This is a genomic window from Streptomyces triculaminicus (assembly GCF_017349075.1).
Lineage (GTDB): Bacteria > Actinomycetota > Actinomycetes > Streptomycetales > Streptomycetaceae > Streptomyces > Streptomyces triculaminicus.
Genome location: NZ_JAFMOF010000001.1, coordinates 767,050 through 782,095 on the forward strand (window position 1 = coordinate 767,050; position 15,046 = coordinate 782,095).

General features: G+C 72.4%; 14 protein-coding genes. 4 read left to right on the top strand and 10 right to left on the bottom strand.

All coding sequences use genetic code 11. The annotated features are described in order from the left end of the window. Window position 1: 1 nt before the first annotated feature. On the bottom strand, window positions 2–919 hold the full coding sequence (locus tag J1792_RS03525; RefSeq protein ID WP_207246658.1) for a LysR family transcriptional regulator: 918 nt from the start codon (window positions 917–919) through the stop codon (window positions 2–4). 71 nt (window positions 920–990) lie between these two features. On the opposite strand from J1792_RS03525, the gene J1792_RS03530 reads away from it, so the two are divergent. Together J1792_RS03530 and J1792_RS03535 are read left to right on the top strand one after the other, a co-directional pair. Beyond that, window positions 991–1,659, top strand: a complete 669-nt coding sequence (locus J1792_RS03530) for a maleylpyruvate isomerase family mycothiol-dependent enzyme (RefSeq protein ID WP_086573860.1) — start codon at window positions 991–993, stop codon at window positions 1,657–1,659. 5 nt (window positions 1,660–1,664) lie between these two features. Then, window positions 1,665–2,126 (top strand): anthrone oxygenase family protein, encoded by a 462-nt coding sequence (locus J1792_RS03535; RefSeq protein ID WP_086573862.1) that lies wholly within the window; start codon window positions 1,665–1,667, stop codon window positions 2,124–2,126. Here the strand turns inward: J1792_RS03535 and helR are convergent. Both helR and J1792_RS03545 read right to left on the bottom strand, forming a co-directional pair. Then, entirely contained in the window at window positions 2,113–4,263 is a 2,151-nt protein-coding gene (gene helR / locus J1792_RS03540; protein ID WP_086573863.1) for an RNA polymerase recycling motor ATPase HelR, read from the bottom strand. The genes J1792_RS03535 and helR overlap by 14 nt on opposite strands. Window positions 4,264–4,476: 213 nt before the next feature. Next, window positions 4,477–4,908: a MarR family winged helix-turn-helix transcriptional regulator gene (locus J1792_RS03545; RefSeq protein ID WP_086573865.1), complete on the bottom strand. Its 432-nt coding sequence runs from the start codon at window positions 4,906–4,908 to the stop codon at window positions 4,477–4,479. 96 nt (window positions 4,909–5,004) lie between these two features. Between J1792_RS03545 and J1792_RS03550 the strand changes: the two genes are divergently transcribed. After that, window positions 5,005–5,928, top strand: a complete 924-nt coding sequence (locus J1792_RS03550) for a quinone oxidoreductase family protein (protein ID WP_086573867.1) — start codon at window positions 5,005–5,007, stop codon at window positions 5,926–5,928. Between the two features lie 27 nt (window positions 5,929–5,955). Here J1792_RS03550 and J1792_RS03555 read toward each other — a convergent pair whose 3' ends face one another. The 4 genes from J1792_RS03555 to J1792_RS03570 all read right to left on the bottom strand — a co-directional run bounded on the left by J1792_RS03555 (window position 5,956) and on the right by J1792_RS03570 (window position 9,295). Continuing rightward, window positions 5,956–6,606 carry a class I SAM-dependent methyltransferase gene (locus J1792_RS03555; RefSeq protein WP_086573869.1) on the bottom strand — a complete coding sequence of 217 codons (651 nt, stop codon included), beginning with the start codon at window positions 6,604–6,606 and terminating at the stop codon, window positions 5,956–5,958. Between the two features lie 345 nt (window positions 6,607–6,951). Beyond that, the gene (locus J1792_RS03560; RefSeq protein WP_086574655.1) at window positions 6,952–7,695 is read right to left on the bottom strand and encodes a hypothetical protein; all 744 of its coding nucleotides are present in this window, start codon (window positions 7,693–7,695) and stop codon (window positions 6,952–6,954) included. Beyond that, complete coding sequence (locus J1792_RS03565; protein WP_207246659.1) at window positions 7,692–8,129, bottom strand: hypothetical protein; 438 nt, start codon at window positions 8,127–8,129, stop codon at window positions 7,692–7,694. The genes J1792_RS03560 and J1792_RS03565 overlap by 4 nt, the downstream gene beginning before the upstream one ends. Window positions 8,130–8,224: 95 nt before the next feature. Continuing rightward, window positions 8,225–9,295 (bottom strand): alpha/beta fold hydrolase, encoded by a 1,071-nt coding sequence (locus tag J1792_RS03570; protein ID WP_086574657.1) that lies wholly within the window; start codon window positions 9,293–9,295, stop codon window positions 8,225–8,227. 159 nt (window positions 9,296–9,454) lie between these two features. Between J1792_RS03570 and J1792_RS03575 the strand changes: the two genes are divergently transcribed. Continuing rightward, on the top strand, window positions 9,455–10,189 hold the full coding sequence (locus J1792_RS03575; RefSeq protein WP_086574651.1) for a TetR/AcrR family transcriptional regulator: 735 nt from the start codon (window positions 9,455–9,457) through the stop codon (window positions 10,187–10,189). Window positions 10,190–10,231: 42 nt separating this feature from the next. Here J1792_RS03575 and J1792_RS03580 read toward each other — a convergent pair whose 3' ends face one another. The 3 genes from J1792_RS03580 to J1792_RS03590 form a co-directional block, all read right to left on the bottom strand. Then, window positions 10,232–11,293, bottom strand: a complete 1,062-nt coding sequence (locus J1792_RS03580) for a DUF3995 domain-containing protein (RefSeq protein WP_207246660.1) — start codon at window positions 11,291–11,293, stop codon at window positions 10,232–10,234. 196 nt (window positions 11,294–11,489) lie between these two features. Further along, complete coding sequence (locus tag J1792_RS03585; RefSeq protein ID WP_207246661.1) at window positions 11,490–13,058, bottom strand: APC family permease; 1,569 nt, start codon at window positions 13,056–13,058, stop codon at window positions 11,490–11,492. A 195-nt stretch (window positions 13,059–13,253) separates the two neighbouring features. Beyond that, on the bottom strand, window positions 13,254–15,032 hold the full coding sequence (locus tag J1792_RS03590) for an N-acyl-D-amino-acid deacylase family protein (RefSeq protein WP_086573423.1): 1,779 nt from the start codon (window positions 15,030–15,032) through the stop codon (window positions 13,254–13,256). Window positions 15,033–15,046 lie beyond the last annotated feature (14 nt).

The following is a 15,046-nucleotide window of genomic DNA, read 5'->3' on the forward strand; positions in this document are numbered from 1 at the left end:
GCTAGCGCACCGGCACCGCCGGCAGGGCCCCGCGCAGGGCGTCGAGCAGCGCTCGGGCGGCAGGGCTCGCCGGGCCGGTGGACCGCCAGGCGAGGGCGATGCGGGCGCGGATGCCCGGGCGGGTGATGGTCAGTGTCCGCAGCTGCCCGTCGAAGGCCGTGCGGCCCTCGCCCGCGGGGAGCACCGCAACGCCCAGGCCCCGGGCGGCGAGCTGCGCGAGCACGTGCGGCGCCGCCGCCTCGAAGGTGACGCGGGGCCGGAATCCGGCCTGCACACAGGCGCGTTCGAGCGCCGCGCGCACCCCGGTACCGCGCGGCAGACAGATCAGGGCGCGGTCGCGCAGCTCGGCGAGCGGGATGCTCGTACGGTCGGCCGGACCCAGGAGCGGGTCTCCGGGGGCGACGGCGACGGCAAGCGGGGCGTCGATGACCGTCTGGAGGGACAGGCCGGCCGGGGGGACCTCGTCGGTCGGTCCGAGGAGGGCGATGTCGAGTTCGCCGGCCAGGAGCGCGGCCTGCATGCGCTCGGAGGTGTCTTCGGTGAGGGCGACCTCCAGGGCGGGGTGGGCGTCGTGGAAGTCCGCGAGGAACGAGGCGATGTCGAAGGCGTTGCCGGTGGCCCCGGAGACCAGTCCGAGCGAGACGCGGCCGCGCAGCAGCCCGGTGTACGCGTCGACGGTCTGCCTGACCGCATCGGCGGCGGCCAGGGCGGCGCGGGCGTACGGCAGGACGGCCCGGCCCGTCTCGGTCAGCGTCACCGACCGGTGGGAGCGGTCGAGCAACGGCTGCCCGAGCTCCTGTTCCAGCTGGCGGATCTGAGCGCTCAGGCCGGGCTGGGCCAGGTGCAGGCGGGCGGCCGCGCGCGTGAATCCGCCTTCATCGACGACGGCGACGAAGTAGCGCAGCTGACGAAGTTCCATAAGCGTCAATGCTAGGCGGCAGCACAACCATCTATTGGACGTATGGATCGGCCGCCCGCACGCTTGATCACATGCACAACGCGACGGGGCGCCCCGGCAAGCAGGCCGGCGTCGAGACGGACGTCAGGGCCGCTATCGCGGCGGAACGCCGGGAGCTGGCCGGTCTCTTCAAGGGCCTGTCGGCCGATGAATGGAACGCGCCCAGCCTGTGCGAGGGGTGGAGGGTCCGCGAGGTCGTAGCCCACATGTCGATGGGGTTCCGGCTCTCCCTGCCCGCCACGCTGGGCGAACTGGTCAAGGCGCGCGGGAATCTGCACCGCATGACCGACCGCGTCGCGCGAAGGGACGCGGCCGCCCACTCCGTCGGCGAGCTCAGCGCGTTCCTGCGGGACAACGCGGACCACCCCTGGACGCCGCCGGTCGGTGGGTTCGTCGCGGCCCTCGGTCATGACGTGGTGCACGGGCTGGACGTCACCGTCGCCCTCGGACTCGACCGGCGCGTACCCGAGGAGCGGCTGCGCTTCCTGCTGGACGACATCAAGCCGAGCGGCCTGAAGTTCTTCGGCGTCGACCTCCGCGGAGTGCGGCTGTGCGCCGAGGACATGGACTGGTCCTACGGTTCCGGGGCGCCGGTGTACGGCGCAGCCCAGGACCTCCTCCTGCTCGCCTTCGGCCGCAGGCTCGCGCACGGCCGCCTCCGCGGCGAGCCGGGCAGCCGATTCACCTTCACCGGGCGGTGAAAGACATGCGTACCCGACTTCTCCAGGCACTCTCGCTGTTCTCCACCGGCCTGCTGGCCGGCGCCTTCGGCTACGGCGCCGCCAACCTCGTCCCGACGTTCAACGCCGTGCCGATCGACATGAGGCTCGACTTCCACGCCCAGCTGATGAAGATGAACGGCATCACCATGCAAGCCACGATGGCGGTCTCCGCCCTCACCACCCTCGCCCTGGCCGCCACGGAGCGCGGCCGGGCCCGCGTCCTGGCCGGCGCGGCGGGAGCCCTGGTGGTCGCGTCGTTCCTGATCACACGGTTCGGGAACGTCCCCATCAACGGCCGCATCAAGCAGTGGGCCGCCACCGAGCCACCGGACGGCTACGCGGCGATCCTGCGCCGCTGGGAACTGTTCAACGACGCCCGCACCCTCACTGCCGCGATCGCTTTCGGGCTCCTTGTCCTCCTCGCCCTCCGGGTCAGGCGCTCGTGAGGACGACGAGCTGCTGGGTCGCTCGCGTCATCGCGACATAGCGGTCGACGCCTCCGGCGATGCCCTCGCCGAACGCCTCCGGGTCGACGACGACCACCAGGTCGAACTCGAGGCCCTTCGAGAGCTCGGGGGTGAGCGACCGGACGCGGGACGTCGCCCGGAACGTCGGATCGCCGATGACGCAAGCGATACCGTCGGCGTTCTCGGCCAGCCAGGCGCCGAGGATGGAGTCCAGGTCGGCGACGGATCCGTGGACGACGGGGATGCCGCTGCTGCGGATGGAGGTCGGCACGTTGGCGTCGGGGAGCACGGCCCGGATGACGGGCTCGGCTTCGGTCATGACCTCGGCCGGCGTCCGGTAGTTGACGCTCAGCGAGGCCACGTTGACGCGGTCGAGCCCGATCCGCTCGAGCCGCTCCTGCCAGGACTCGGCGAAGCCGTCCCTGGCCTGGGCGCGGTCGCCGACGATGGTGAAGCTGCGGGACGGGCAGCGCAGGAGCAGCATCTGCCACTCGGCGTCGGTGAGTTCCTGGGCCTCGTCGACGACGATGTGCGCGAAGGGGCCGGCGAGCCGGTCCGGGTCGGCGGTGGGGAGGGCGGACTCGTCGATGAGGGTGTCCTGCAGGTCCTGTCCGCGCAGCATGGTGACCGCGCCTTCGCCGTCTTCGTCGGAGGCGAGGACGTTGTCGATCACGGTGGCCATGCGGGCGCGCTGGGCGGCGATGGCGGCCTTGTGGCGGCGCTGTCGCCGGTCGGACTCCGGGTCGCCGAGGCGCTGCCGTGCGGCGTCGAGGAGCGGCAGGTCGGAGACCGTCCAGGCCTGGGGGGCGTCCTTGCGCTGCAGCTTGCGTATCTCGTCCGCACTGAGCCAGGGGGCGCAAAGACGCAGGTAGGCAGGCACCTCCCACAGGTCTCCGACGAGGTCGGCCGCCTCGAGCAGGGGCCACGCGCGGTTGAGGGTTCCGACGAGCTCCTGGTCGTGTCGCAGCGCCCTGCGGAACAGGTCCTGCGGGAGGTCCTCGTTGTCGCACCGGTCCAGCAGGATGGTGACGAGTTCCTCCCAGATCAGCTCGCGCCCCTCGTTGTGCGGGGTACCGGCTGCCGCGTCGAACGCCTCGGCCCAGTCGTCGGCGGTCAGCCGGATGTCGGCCCAGGTGGTCGAGACCGTCATCCCCGTGGTCGGGGGCTCCTCGTAGATGCTGACGGCCTTCTCGATCGCCTTCACCATGTCCGCGTTCGCCTTCAGGCGCGCCACCTCGGGGTCGGCCTCGAGGGCCGCCGCGGCTCCCTCGGTGACGAGGTCGCGCACGGTGCAGGTCTGCACGCCCTCCTCGCCGAGGCTGGGCAGGACGTCGGCGACGTAGGCGAGGTAGGGCTGGTGGGGGCCGACGAAGAGCACGCCGCCGCGACGGTGGCCGAGGCGGGGGTCGGAGTAGAGGAGGTGGGCGGAGCGGTGCAGGGCGACGACGGTCTTTCCCGTACCCGGGCCGCCGTCGACGACGAGGGCGCCACGGGAACCGGCGCGGATGATGGCGTCCTGGTCGGCCTGGATGGTGCCGAGGACGTCGCGCATCCGGGGCGACCGGTGGCTGCCGAGGCTGGCGATGAACGCGGACTGGTCGTCGAGGGCGGCGTGGCCTTCGAAGCCGTCGGCGGTGAAGACCTCGTCCCAGTAGTCGCCGATACGGCCGCGGGTCCACCGGTACCGGCGGCGGCTGGCCAGGCCCATCGGGTTGGCGTGGGTCGCGGCGAAGAACGGCTCGGCCGCCGGCGAACGCCAGTCGATCAGCAGCCGGCGCCCCTCGCCGTCGGTGAGGCCGAGCCGTCCGATGTACACGGGCTCGGGGTCGTCGGCGCTGACGATACGACCGAGGCACAGGTCCAGGCCGAAGCGGCGCAGGGCGCGCAGGCGAGCGGTGATCCGGTGGATCTCCGCGTCCCGGTCCATGGCCTCCCGACCCAGGCCGCCAGGGGCCCTGCGCAGGGCGTCGAGGCTGTCGGACAGCTCGGTGATCGCCTGCTCGAGGCTCTCCCCGAGGGCGGCGAAGTGCTGCTCGTCGTCGGCGATCAGTTTCGGGGCGGCCTTGGCGGCCAGGCGCTCGGGAAGATCAAACGCGCTGGTGGTCAGGGAGTTCATGGGTCTCATTTCCGCAGGTTCCGGCCTCGAGCGGTCGATTGTGCGGCATGACCGGGGCCTTGCCGCAAGGCCCCCCGTGCGCTATAAGTTAAGAGTGGCGAAGGGTGGGTACACCCCTTCGCCTTTGTTGTTGTCGTCCACTGCGGACGAACACACTCCCCGCAGGCCGGGGGTCACCCTCTCACACCCGCCTCACAGCCACGCCTTCACGCCTTACGGCGCTTCGTGGAGCCGGGTCAGCAGGGCCATGAGCTGCTGCCGCTCCTGCGGGGCGAGCGGCGAGAGCAGCTCGTCGTTGGCGGCCTCGGCGAGGGCTGCGCAGCGGCGGAGGACGGCCTCGCCGTCCGGGGTGACGGTGACGGCGTTCTTGCGGCGGTCGGCGGGGTCCGGGGCGCGCAGGACGAGGCCCGCGTCCTGGAGGTGGTTCAGGATGCCGACCATGTCCTTGGGATCGACGGCGAGCCGGCGGCCCAGGTCGGCCTGGGCGACGGGACCGTACTCGGCGGTCGCGGCCAGAACAGCGTGCTGCATCAGCTTCAGCCCCTCGGCGGCGATCGCGTCGGCGACCAGACCCCGGCCACGTGCCGCGACACGGCCGACGAGCCAGGTCGGCAGGGACTGGATGTGCTGGAGCGGTGAGGTCATGCGAGCACTCTAACGAAAACCGTTGGACTTCCCCACGACTTTCCCCTTACCGTTGGGGCACCCAATGAATTAACCGGATCGGATCGGGGAGGTCCTGTGCTGCGCATTCGCCATGAGGTCAACGGTGGGCCCGAGGTGCTGTTCGCCGAGGAGGTCGACCGGCCGGAGGCGGGCGAGGGGGAGGTACTGATCCGGTCCGAGGCGGTCGGGGTGACGCTGCCCACCGTGCGCAAGGTGCGCGAGGGCAGCGAGCCGACGTCGTTCGGGGGCGAGGTCGCCGGGGAGATCGTCGCCGTCGGCGCGGGAGTCGCCGACTTCGCCGTCGGGGACCGCGTCACCGGCCTGTGCTTCACCGACGCCTACGCCGAGTACGCCGTCCTGAACACCGCGATGGTCTCCCGGATACCGGACGGCGCGAGCGCCGTGGAGGCGGTCGCGCTGGTCCGCAGCGGACTGGTGGCGCGCGGCGCCTACGAGGCCGCACGCGTGGAGCCCGGCGAATCGGTCCTGGTCACGGCGGCGGCCAGCGCGGTCGGCACACTCGCGCTGCAGTTCGCCAAGGCCGGCGGGGCGGGACGGGTCGTCGCCGCCGTCGGCAGCGCCGACAAGGCCGACTTCGTCCGGGGCCTGGGCGCCGACGAGGTCGTCCTGTACGAGGACGCCGACTGGGGCGCCCCGTACGACGCGATCATCGACGGCGTGGGCGGCGACCTGCTCGGCCGCGCCGTACGGGCCCTGGGGACGGGCGGCCGCCTGGTGGCCTTCAGCTCCGGCGGCGGGACGGTGGAGGCGTACGAGCTCCTGGTGCGCGGCGCCTCGATGATCGGCTTCCAGATGCGGGCCGTCGCCCTCGGCAAGCCCGAGCTGTACGACCGCTGGCTGCGCGAGCTGTGGCAGCTGCGCGACGCGGGCACGCTGCGCACTGCCGTGCACGAGGAGATCCCGCTCGCCGAGGCAGCCCGGGCCCACGCCGTCATCGAAGAGCGCCGCAACCTGGGCAAGGTCGTCCTAGTCCCCTGAGCCCGAACCCACTGCCCGAGCCCGGACCTACCGCCTGCGCATCAGCAGATGCCCCCGGCGGTACCGCTCACCCTCGAGGGGCTCGCGCAGCATCCGACCGACCTCGTCGAACCCGGCCTCGTACGCCAGCCCCGCAAGATCGTCAACCGGCCACCGGTACGCCGTGGTCACCTTGTGGTCGAACGCCACCACCGGGCCGCCCTCGGACTCGAAGAACGCAAGCAGGAGATGGCCTCCTGGGGCCAGCACCCGCCGGAACTCGGCCAGGTAGGACGCGACATCCTGCGGCAGGGCGTGGATGACCGAGTACCAGGAGACGACGCCGCCCAACTCCCCGTCGGCAGACTCCAGCGCGTCGATCGAACCGAGCTCGAAGCGCAGGTCGGGGTGTGCCCGGCGGGCCAGGTCGATCATCGCCGGCGACAGGTCGACGCCGAAGGCGTCCAGTCCCAGGTCGCGCAGGAGCGCGGTCATGTGCCCGGGCCCGCATCCGAGGTCCCCGACCGGCCCGGCGCCGGCGGCCCGTACCGACTCGGCGAACGCGGCGAGCACGGCGCGGTCCAGCGGAAGGTGGTCGAGCGCGTCGCGGACGAGCTCGGCATAGAGGGCGGCGACGTCGTTGTACGCCTGGGCCGTCGCGTGCGCCGTCGCATGCGGCGAGGGGGAGGATTCACTCACGGGACACGACACTAATCACCCCCTGCCCCGCGCTCCAGCGGTCCGGCACGCGCGCGTGAAGTAACGGGCGCCACAACGGAAGTGGCCGACAACCTCATCGACGCCGCCCGCTCGACTGACGGCCGGAGGGGCCGGGGCGGGATGGGCCGGGCCCTGAGAGGGACGTCAGGGTTATTTGCGGCCCAAGTGCGGGCCAATCATCTCCGTGGAACGGCTCCGGGCCGTAAATAATCCAGTCCCGTAAGGGCCCGGCCCATCCGCCCCGGCCCCGCCCCCACCCCCGTGGCGCACCCGGAGTTGAACGGGCGGCCCCGCCACCTGTCATGGCGCGGCACGGTCCGGCCCTCAGCGCCCTCCGGAGACCTGGGACCAGACGATCGCGTCAGCCATGACGCCCGTACCGAAGCTGTCGCTGATGGACGTGACGGTCAGAACGGCCGTGCGTCCGCCGTTCGTTCGGACACAGATCACAGTGCCCTCCTTGACCTCCCCGAACTGCCAGAGCCCCTGACTGGCGACCAGGTCGGCGCACGCCTTCCGGGTCGGCTTGCCGGGGCCCTTCCACTCGGCAAGGTTCGTGGTGCTGGACGCCATGTCGGCGCCGAAGAGCCGGGGCGGGCTGACCATGCCCAGGCGGATGTCGAGCCCGTACCTCTCCGTCGTCGGCGGGACCGCGTCGAGCTTCGGACCGGTCTCCGCGATACGGACGGCCCCGGTCCACTGGACCGCGTCGGCCGGCGCGGCGGCTCCCGAGGGAGTCGGGCCGGACCCGTTCTGCGCCGGGACCGGAACGGTGGCGAGCCCCGCGGCCGAGGGTGAGGACGCGACGCCCGGCGGAACGGCGGCCCCGCCCCCGTCCCGCGGCGAACCGTCCGAGTCATCGCCGAACTTGAGCAGGGCCAGCACGGTACCGACGGTCAGCACCACTGCCGCGGCCCCGGTCACCGCGAGCCATACCTTGCTGCGCGGTGGGGCGTAGTGGTTGACCTGGGTGTTGTACTGACCGGCCTGCGCGGCGGCGGGACCGTGGAATTCGTTCCCGGACGTACCGCCATGGCCCGGCCGGCCACCGGCACCGGGCTCGCTCACGCGCCCCGCCCGAAGTGGTTGTGCTGCTGGTTGTAGCTGCCGGTCTGCACGGCGGCGGGGCCGTGGAAGGTGTTGCCGGACACGCCTCCCCCTCCGCCTGCGCCGCCTCGCTCCGCCCGCCGGGCCGCCTCCTCGAGGAGCGCCCTGCACTCGACCGCGAACCGGGCGCGCTGATCGTCCGGCAGGCTCTCCATGAGGTCCGCGACGCGCGTCTCCCAGACCACCTGCTGGCGCTGCCGCTCCCTTTCGCCCGCCTCCCCGGCCGGTTCCGAGAGCGCCGCGGCCGTCCGGTCGAGCCGCTCCAGTTCGACACGCTCGCGCCCGCTGTCGCCCAGCCCCACCAGCCGGGCCAGCCGCCCCCGGAAGCCGGCCCACGCGTCCGTACCGACGGCCTGAACGACCGCCGCGCCCAACGCCGTTGCTAAGGCCGTCAATGACTCCCCAAGCATCTCCGTCCCCCTCCTCAACACGCATGTGCGGGCATCGTACGGCGGTGCAGGTCGCGGCATCCACGAATTGGACACGTCCGCTACCGCGCGACGACCGCCTGCCGCCGGCCCGTGACCACGGGCCGCACCTTGGTCAGCATCAGGTCCAGGAACCGCTCGGGGTGCCGGAACGACGCGAAGTGGGCGGCGTCGTCGATCAGGGCGAAGTCCTTGACCGGCGCCTGCACGTCGTCGAAGAACCGCTGCGCGCGCTCCGGCGGGGTGAGCACGTCCTGGTCGCCCTGGAAGACGAAGAAGGGCAGGTCGAACCGGGTGCCGTCGGCCCAGTCGTCGAACGTGGCGGTCTCGGGGAGGATCCGCTCGGAGAACGACATGCCCTTGGCGAGGTCGCCCAGTTCGCGCAGCGAGTGGAGCGGCGAGAACCACAGCGACTTCATGACCACGCTCTTCATGGTGGCGAAGGTCAGCGCGTCGGTGGTGACGGTGATCTTGGCGTAGGCGGCGTACTGCCCGGCGGTCCAGGCGCGCTTGTCGGGGCCCATCTCCTCCACGATGGAGGCCTCCTTGCGCTTGCCCGCCGCACGCAGGCGTGCCAGGAGCGCGCGGCGGGCGGAGTCGTCGCGGCCGGCGTCGTGGATGTTCTGGTCGGTGCCGACATAGGCCGAGTACAGCTCGGGGTGCCGGCGGGCCAGGTGCAGGCCGAAGACGCTGCCGAAGGAGTTGGCCACGAGCACGACGCGGTCGACGCCGAGGCGGGCGTGGACGTGCCGGGTGACCTCGAGCGCGTCCTCGTACAGCCGCGCGAAGCTCATCCCGCCCTGGCCGTCGGCGCCGGTGCGGCCGAGGGTCTTGCCGGTGCCGCGCATGTCCCAGCGCACGATCGTGAAGTGCTTCTCCCAGGAGCGGGTGCGCGGTCCGTAGGCCGAGTTGGAGGAGCCGGGGCCGCCGTGGATCTCGAGGATCACGGGGTTGTCGAGGCTCTCGCCACGGATCGAGATCCACTGGTCGATGCCGCCGATGCGGACGAAGCCCTGCTCGTCGATGCCGTTCGGGGTGTCGATCCGCATCAGCCGGGCGTTGCGGGCCTGCTGGAGCCGCCGGTGGCCCAGCGCCCCGGCCACGGGTGCGGCGAGGGCGGCGGCGGACGTCATGAGAACGAGGCTGATCACTGGTACTCCCCCTGAAACGACTTCGGCGACTGCGCCGACCCGTGAACTGTTTATGTCGTACGCAATTGAGTTTATGTTATACACAGTTCCTGGACGGCCGTCAACGAACGACCGCCGGTGGAGCGTCCGGGAGGAGCCGGCATGGCCGGGAGCAGGGAGAAGAAGCGCGACCCGAAGGCGAGCCTGGCGCTGCTGTGGGGGGAGCAGGAGCAGCCGCGTCGCGGCCCGAAGCCCTCACTGACCGCCGAGCGCATCGTCACGGGCGCCATCGCGATCGCGGACGGGGAGGGCCTGGACGCGCTCTCCATGCAGCGGGTCGCCTCGGAGCTCGAGGTCACCACGATGGCGCTCTACCGCTACGTGCCGGGCAAGGCCGAACTGATCGACCTGATGGTCGACACCGCCCTCGGCACGCCCCCGGCGCACACCGCGCACACCGCCGACCCGGGCGAGTGGCGTCCCCGGCTGACGGAATGGGCCCGCCAGTGCTGGGCGCTCTACCGCCGCCACCCCTGGATCCTCACCGCCACCGCGATGCGCCGCCAGCTCATGGGCCCCAACCAACTGGCCTGGCTCGACGCGGCGCTGGCCGCCCTCGAGCCGACCGGGCTGCCCGCCGCACGACAGCACGACACCGTCCTGTTGGTCATCGGGCACATCCGAAACCTCGCCCAGCAGCTCGTCGACGCCGACGAGACCGGCGACCAGGAGTGGAACCGGCTCGCCGCGGACGTACTGGAACGCCACGGCCACCGCTACCCCGCACTGACCGCCGCCATCGCCGCCGGAGCCTTCGCCCCCCACGACGACGACCCGCTCGACTTCGGCCTGGAACGCATCCTGGACGGCGTCGCCGCGCTGATCGCCCGCTCCTGAGCCGACCGCGCCGGTTCGGCGCCCCCGGGGCCCTACCGGGCCCTACCGGGCCCTGCGGTAGCGCCAGGCCGCGACACCCCAGCACGTACCGAAGAACAGCCAGTACGGCGACCACAGGACGAGGTCCCAGAACGCCTGGTCGCGCGCGAGGTCCTCGTAGGCGGACGGTACGGAGCCCAGGCCTGCCAGCACGCGCACGTCGCCGGCGAATCCGTAGCCCACGAGGCCGACGGCACGCGTCACCATGAACGCGCAGCCCGCCCACGAGCCGGCGAGCAGCGCCGTGCGGCGGATCCTTCCGAGCGGCCCGAAGCGGCCGGACAGGTGCAGCGCGGCCGCCACGCCCACCAGGGCCAGCGCCACGGACGCCCAGTGCCCGGCGACCGCGCCGGGGGTGCGGTTCAGCAGGTCGTTCAGGGGGGCGGACGGCACCGGGGCCTGCCGCATGAGGAATTCGCCGCCCAGCGCCCAGTCGAGCTTCATCAGGCCGTAGGCCAGGGCACAGCCGAGGGCGGCATGGGCCGCGACCGCCGTGTGGGCGGGCCGGGCGGCGCCGCCTGTACGGCCACGGCCCGGGGAGTCGTTACGGGCACGCGTGCGTGTCCGCAGCCAGTAGGAGACCGTCACCACGGCCCAGGCCGCGAGCCCGACGCTTCCCGACACGACGTCGTAGACGGCGTTCCAGCCGAGGTGCCCCGGGGCGAGGTCCGCGCGCCCCATCATGATCACCGCGCCCAGTGACTGCATCACCGCCGCGACCGCCAGGGCGGACAGCAGCGCCCACCGGGGGACGCGGTCGCCCCAGCGCGCGACGGTCGCCCACGCCACCAGCGCCGCGACGAGGCCGAGCGAGGCGTTGCCCGCCTGGGCCAGCCCGGGATGCTCGAACTGCGCCTGCACGGAGGGGGGAGCGGGATGGCCGGGCATGCCGACCTGCCCGTGCGCGGCCATGTACACCTTCTGCCCCGTGTACACCAGCGACCCCGCCACCGACAGCAACGCGGCCACCCGTACGCGAACCCGCGCGGGCACCGGCCGGGCGGGCCGGAGCAGTGTGCGACGGATCAGGGTGACGGCGGCACTGGCGTCCGCGGCAACGTTCATGCACCCCATGCTGCCGATCACCGCGGACGCCCACTTCGTGCCGGAGGACCATCCCGCTCCCCCGCACGGGCGAACGTCCCCTCCGCCTGGAGACCGACAGGGCACGCCGGTTACCAGGCCGCCCCCGTGGCCCCGCAGCCCGGCGGCCCCGCGGCCTCGCAGCCCCGCGGCCCGGCGGCCCCGCGACCCCGCCCCCTCAGTCCTCCGCCACCAGCGCCGGCGTCGAGCGGGTCAGTACCTCGCCGCGGAAGAACGCCGGGCTGCGGCGCTGCATCAGGAGCATCAGGACGAGGCCGAGGAGCAGCAGGCCGACGCCGATGACGAAGACCGAGCCGACGCCGGCGACCGCGCTGCCGCTGCCGTAGGCCGGGTTCCACATGTCGTAGAGCGTCTTGCAGAAGACGGCCGCCAGCAACACGCCGCCCATGAGCGGGAAGACGCCCTTGAAACACGCGTCGCGCACCGAGTTGCGGAGCTCGTGGCGGAAGAACCAGGCGCACGCGAACGCCGTGATCGAGTAGTAGAAGCAGATCATCAGGCCCAGCGCGTAGACCGTGTCGATCAGCACGTTCTCGCTGAGGAAGCTCATGACGGCGTAGAAGACGCCGGTCGCCACGCCGGCGGCGATCGTGGCGCGGCCCGGGGACTTGAAGCGCGGGTGGACGCGGGCGAAGGACGGGGGCAGGGCCTGGTAGGTGCTCATGGCGAGCACGGTCCGCGCGACGGGCAGGAACGTGGTCTGCAGGCTCGCGGCGGCGGAGGCCAGGACGGCGACGAAGAGCAGTACGCCGAGCGCCGTGCCCAGCACGGGGTCGGCCAGGGCGGCGAAGACGTTGCCGGCGGTGTCGGGGTTGCCGAGGCCGGTGCCCTTCTCCCCCACGCCGGAGAACATCTGCGCCGCGACGGCCGTCAGCAGGTAGGAGCCGACGAGCACGACCATGGCGAGGAGCGCGGCCCGGCCGGGGGTCCTGGCGCTGCCCTCGGTCTCCTCGTTGACGGTGAGGCAGGCGTCCCAGCCCCAGTACATGAAGATCGACAGCGACAGTCCCGCCGTGAAGGCGCTGAAGGACTCGACGCCGAAGGGGTTCAGCCAGCTCCACGAGAAGTCGATGGAACCGGGGAGGTCGCCGGAGCGCGCCTTCACGATCGCCATGGCGACGAACACGGCGAGGACGGCCAGCTGGAGGCCGACGAGCGCGTACTGCACGCCCTTGGTCGCGGTCATGCCGCGGTAGCTGACGGCGGTCGCGACGGCGATGAAGGCCAGGCAGGTACCGACGTGCGCGATCCGGTTGTCGTCGAGGGCGGCGACGGCGTCGCTGCCCGTGATCTCGCCCAGCAGGAGATAGAAGAAGGAGGTCGCGACGCCTGCCAGGTTGGACAGCACGATGATGGTCGCGATGACCAGGCCCCAGCCGCACATCCAGCCGATGCGGGGCCCGAAGGCCCGTACGGTCCAGGTGAAGGACGTGCCGCAGTCGGGCAGTACGGCGTTCAGCTCGCGGTAGGCGAAGGCGACGAGCAGCATCGGGAGGAAGCCCGCGAGGAAGACGGCGGGCATCTGCACCCCGACCTGGCCGACGGTGGGGCCGAGGGTGGAGGTCAGGCAGTAGACGGGCGCGACGGTGGAGATCCCGATGACGGCGCTGCCCAGCAGGCCGACGGAGTTCCCGCTGAGTCCCTTGGCGCGCACATCTCCCGCGTCGCGGCCCGCGACGTTCATTACCGTGTCTCCGGCCCCTGGCCGTGCGTGTACCTGAACCATGGCGAGGACGTTAAGCGGTGCTGTTTCCGCAACCGGAGGACAAACATCCGGACATCGAACCTTGAACAGGCGCATGATTCCCGGCGATTGACCTCGCAAATAAAGGCAGCACACACGTTACGACCGGTAACACCTCGGCTCGAGCGCCCCCGGAGCCCGCTACGGTAACCGCAACGCCGCCCCTTTTATCCCGGTTCAAAAATTTCCCGTCCCCACCGTCTCCGTATCCCGTCCCGACCGCAGCACGCGCCCCGGCACCGCCCCCGTCACCACGTCGTGCCGCACGGTCTCGACCCCGTTGACCCGTACGCTCACCACCCCCACCGCCCGCGCGTCCAACCGCGCCCCGCCGCCCGGCAGGTCGCGCACCAGCGTCGCCGCCCCGGCGTCGATCCGCCCCGGGTCGAAGAGCACCAGGTCCGCGCACCACCCCTGGGCGATCCGCCCCCGCCCGCGCAGCCCGAACAACCGCGCGGGCTCGTCGCTCAGCATCCGCACCGCCCGCTCCAGCGGCACCAGCCGCCGCCCTCGCAGGCAGTCGCCGAGAAAACGCGTCGTGTAGGGCGCTCCGCACATCCGGTCCAGGTGCGCCCCCGCGTCGGAGCCGCCGAGCAGCACGTCCTCGTGGTCCCAGGCCTGGCGGCGCAGCTCCCAGCTCGCCGGGTCGTCGTCCGTCGGCATCGGCCACAGGACCGTACGCAGCTCGTCGGCGACGCAGATGTCGACGAGCGTGGCGAAGGGGTCGGTGCCCCGCTCGGCGGCGATGTCGCGGACGACGCGACCGGTCAGGCCGTCGTTCTCCTTGGTGTACGTGTCCCCGATGACGTAGCGGCCGAAGTCGGCCAGCCGCCGGAAGACGCCCGCCTCCGGGCTCGCCGCACCCCGCAGCAGCTCCGCCCGTACCGCCGGGTCGCGCAGCCGGTCGATCCGCTCGGGCACGGGCAGCGCCAGGACGGCGCCCCAGCCCGGGATGAGGTTCAGCGCGCAGAAGGTGCCCAGCGACATGTTCATGGGGGTGAGGATCGGCATGGTCAGGGCGACGATCCTGCCGCCACGCGTGCGTGCCCGCTCGCTCGCGGCGAGCTGGTGCGGCACGCGCCCGGGCACGGCCGAGTCGATGGTGAGGACGTTCCAGTTCAGCGGCCGCCGTGCGGCCTCCGTCATGCCCACCAGCAGCTCGGCCTCCGCCGCCGAGAAGCGGTCCAGGCAGCCGGCGACGATCGCCTCCAGCTGCGTCCCCTCGTGCTCGCCGACCGCGCGGGCGAGCGCGAGCAGCTCGCCGGGCAGGGCGTGCCGGGAGGCCACGGGGTCGCCCGCCCCGTCGGAGTGGGTGTCCGACTGGGTGGTGGACAGCCCCCAGGCGCCGGCGTCCATGGCCTCGTGCAGCAGCGCGAGCATCCGCCGCGACTGCGCCTCGTCGGGTGTACCGCCCACGGCGTCGGCCCCCATCGCGTACCGCCGCAGCGCGCAGTGGCCCACCATGAACCCGGCGTTGACGGCGATGCCGCCGCCCTCCAGGGCGTCCAGGTAGTCGCCGAACGACGACCAGTCCCACGGCGCGCCCTCTTCGAGGGCCGACAGCGGCATGCCCTCGACCCTGCTCATCATCCGCCGCGTGTAGTCGGCGTCGGCCGGGCGGGCGGGGTCGAGCGGCGCGAGGGTGAAGCCGCAGTTGCCACCGACGACGGTGGTGACGCCGTGGCTCATGGACGGGGTGGCGTAGGGATCCCAGAAGAGCTGCGCGTCGTAGTGGGTGTGCGGGTCGACGAAGCCGGGGGCGAGGACCAGCCCGTCCGCGTCCTCCTCGGTGCGCGCCCGCTCACCCAGCCGCCCGCCCGCCTTCACGGCGGCCCTGCCGTGACTGCCGCGCTCGATCACCGCGATCCGGCCCTCCCGTATGCCGACGTCGGCGACGTAGGAGGCTCCTCCGGTGCCGTCGACGACGGTGGCGCGGCGGTAGAGGTGGTCCAGCACGGTCGGGTCCTCTC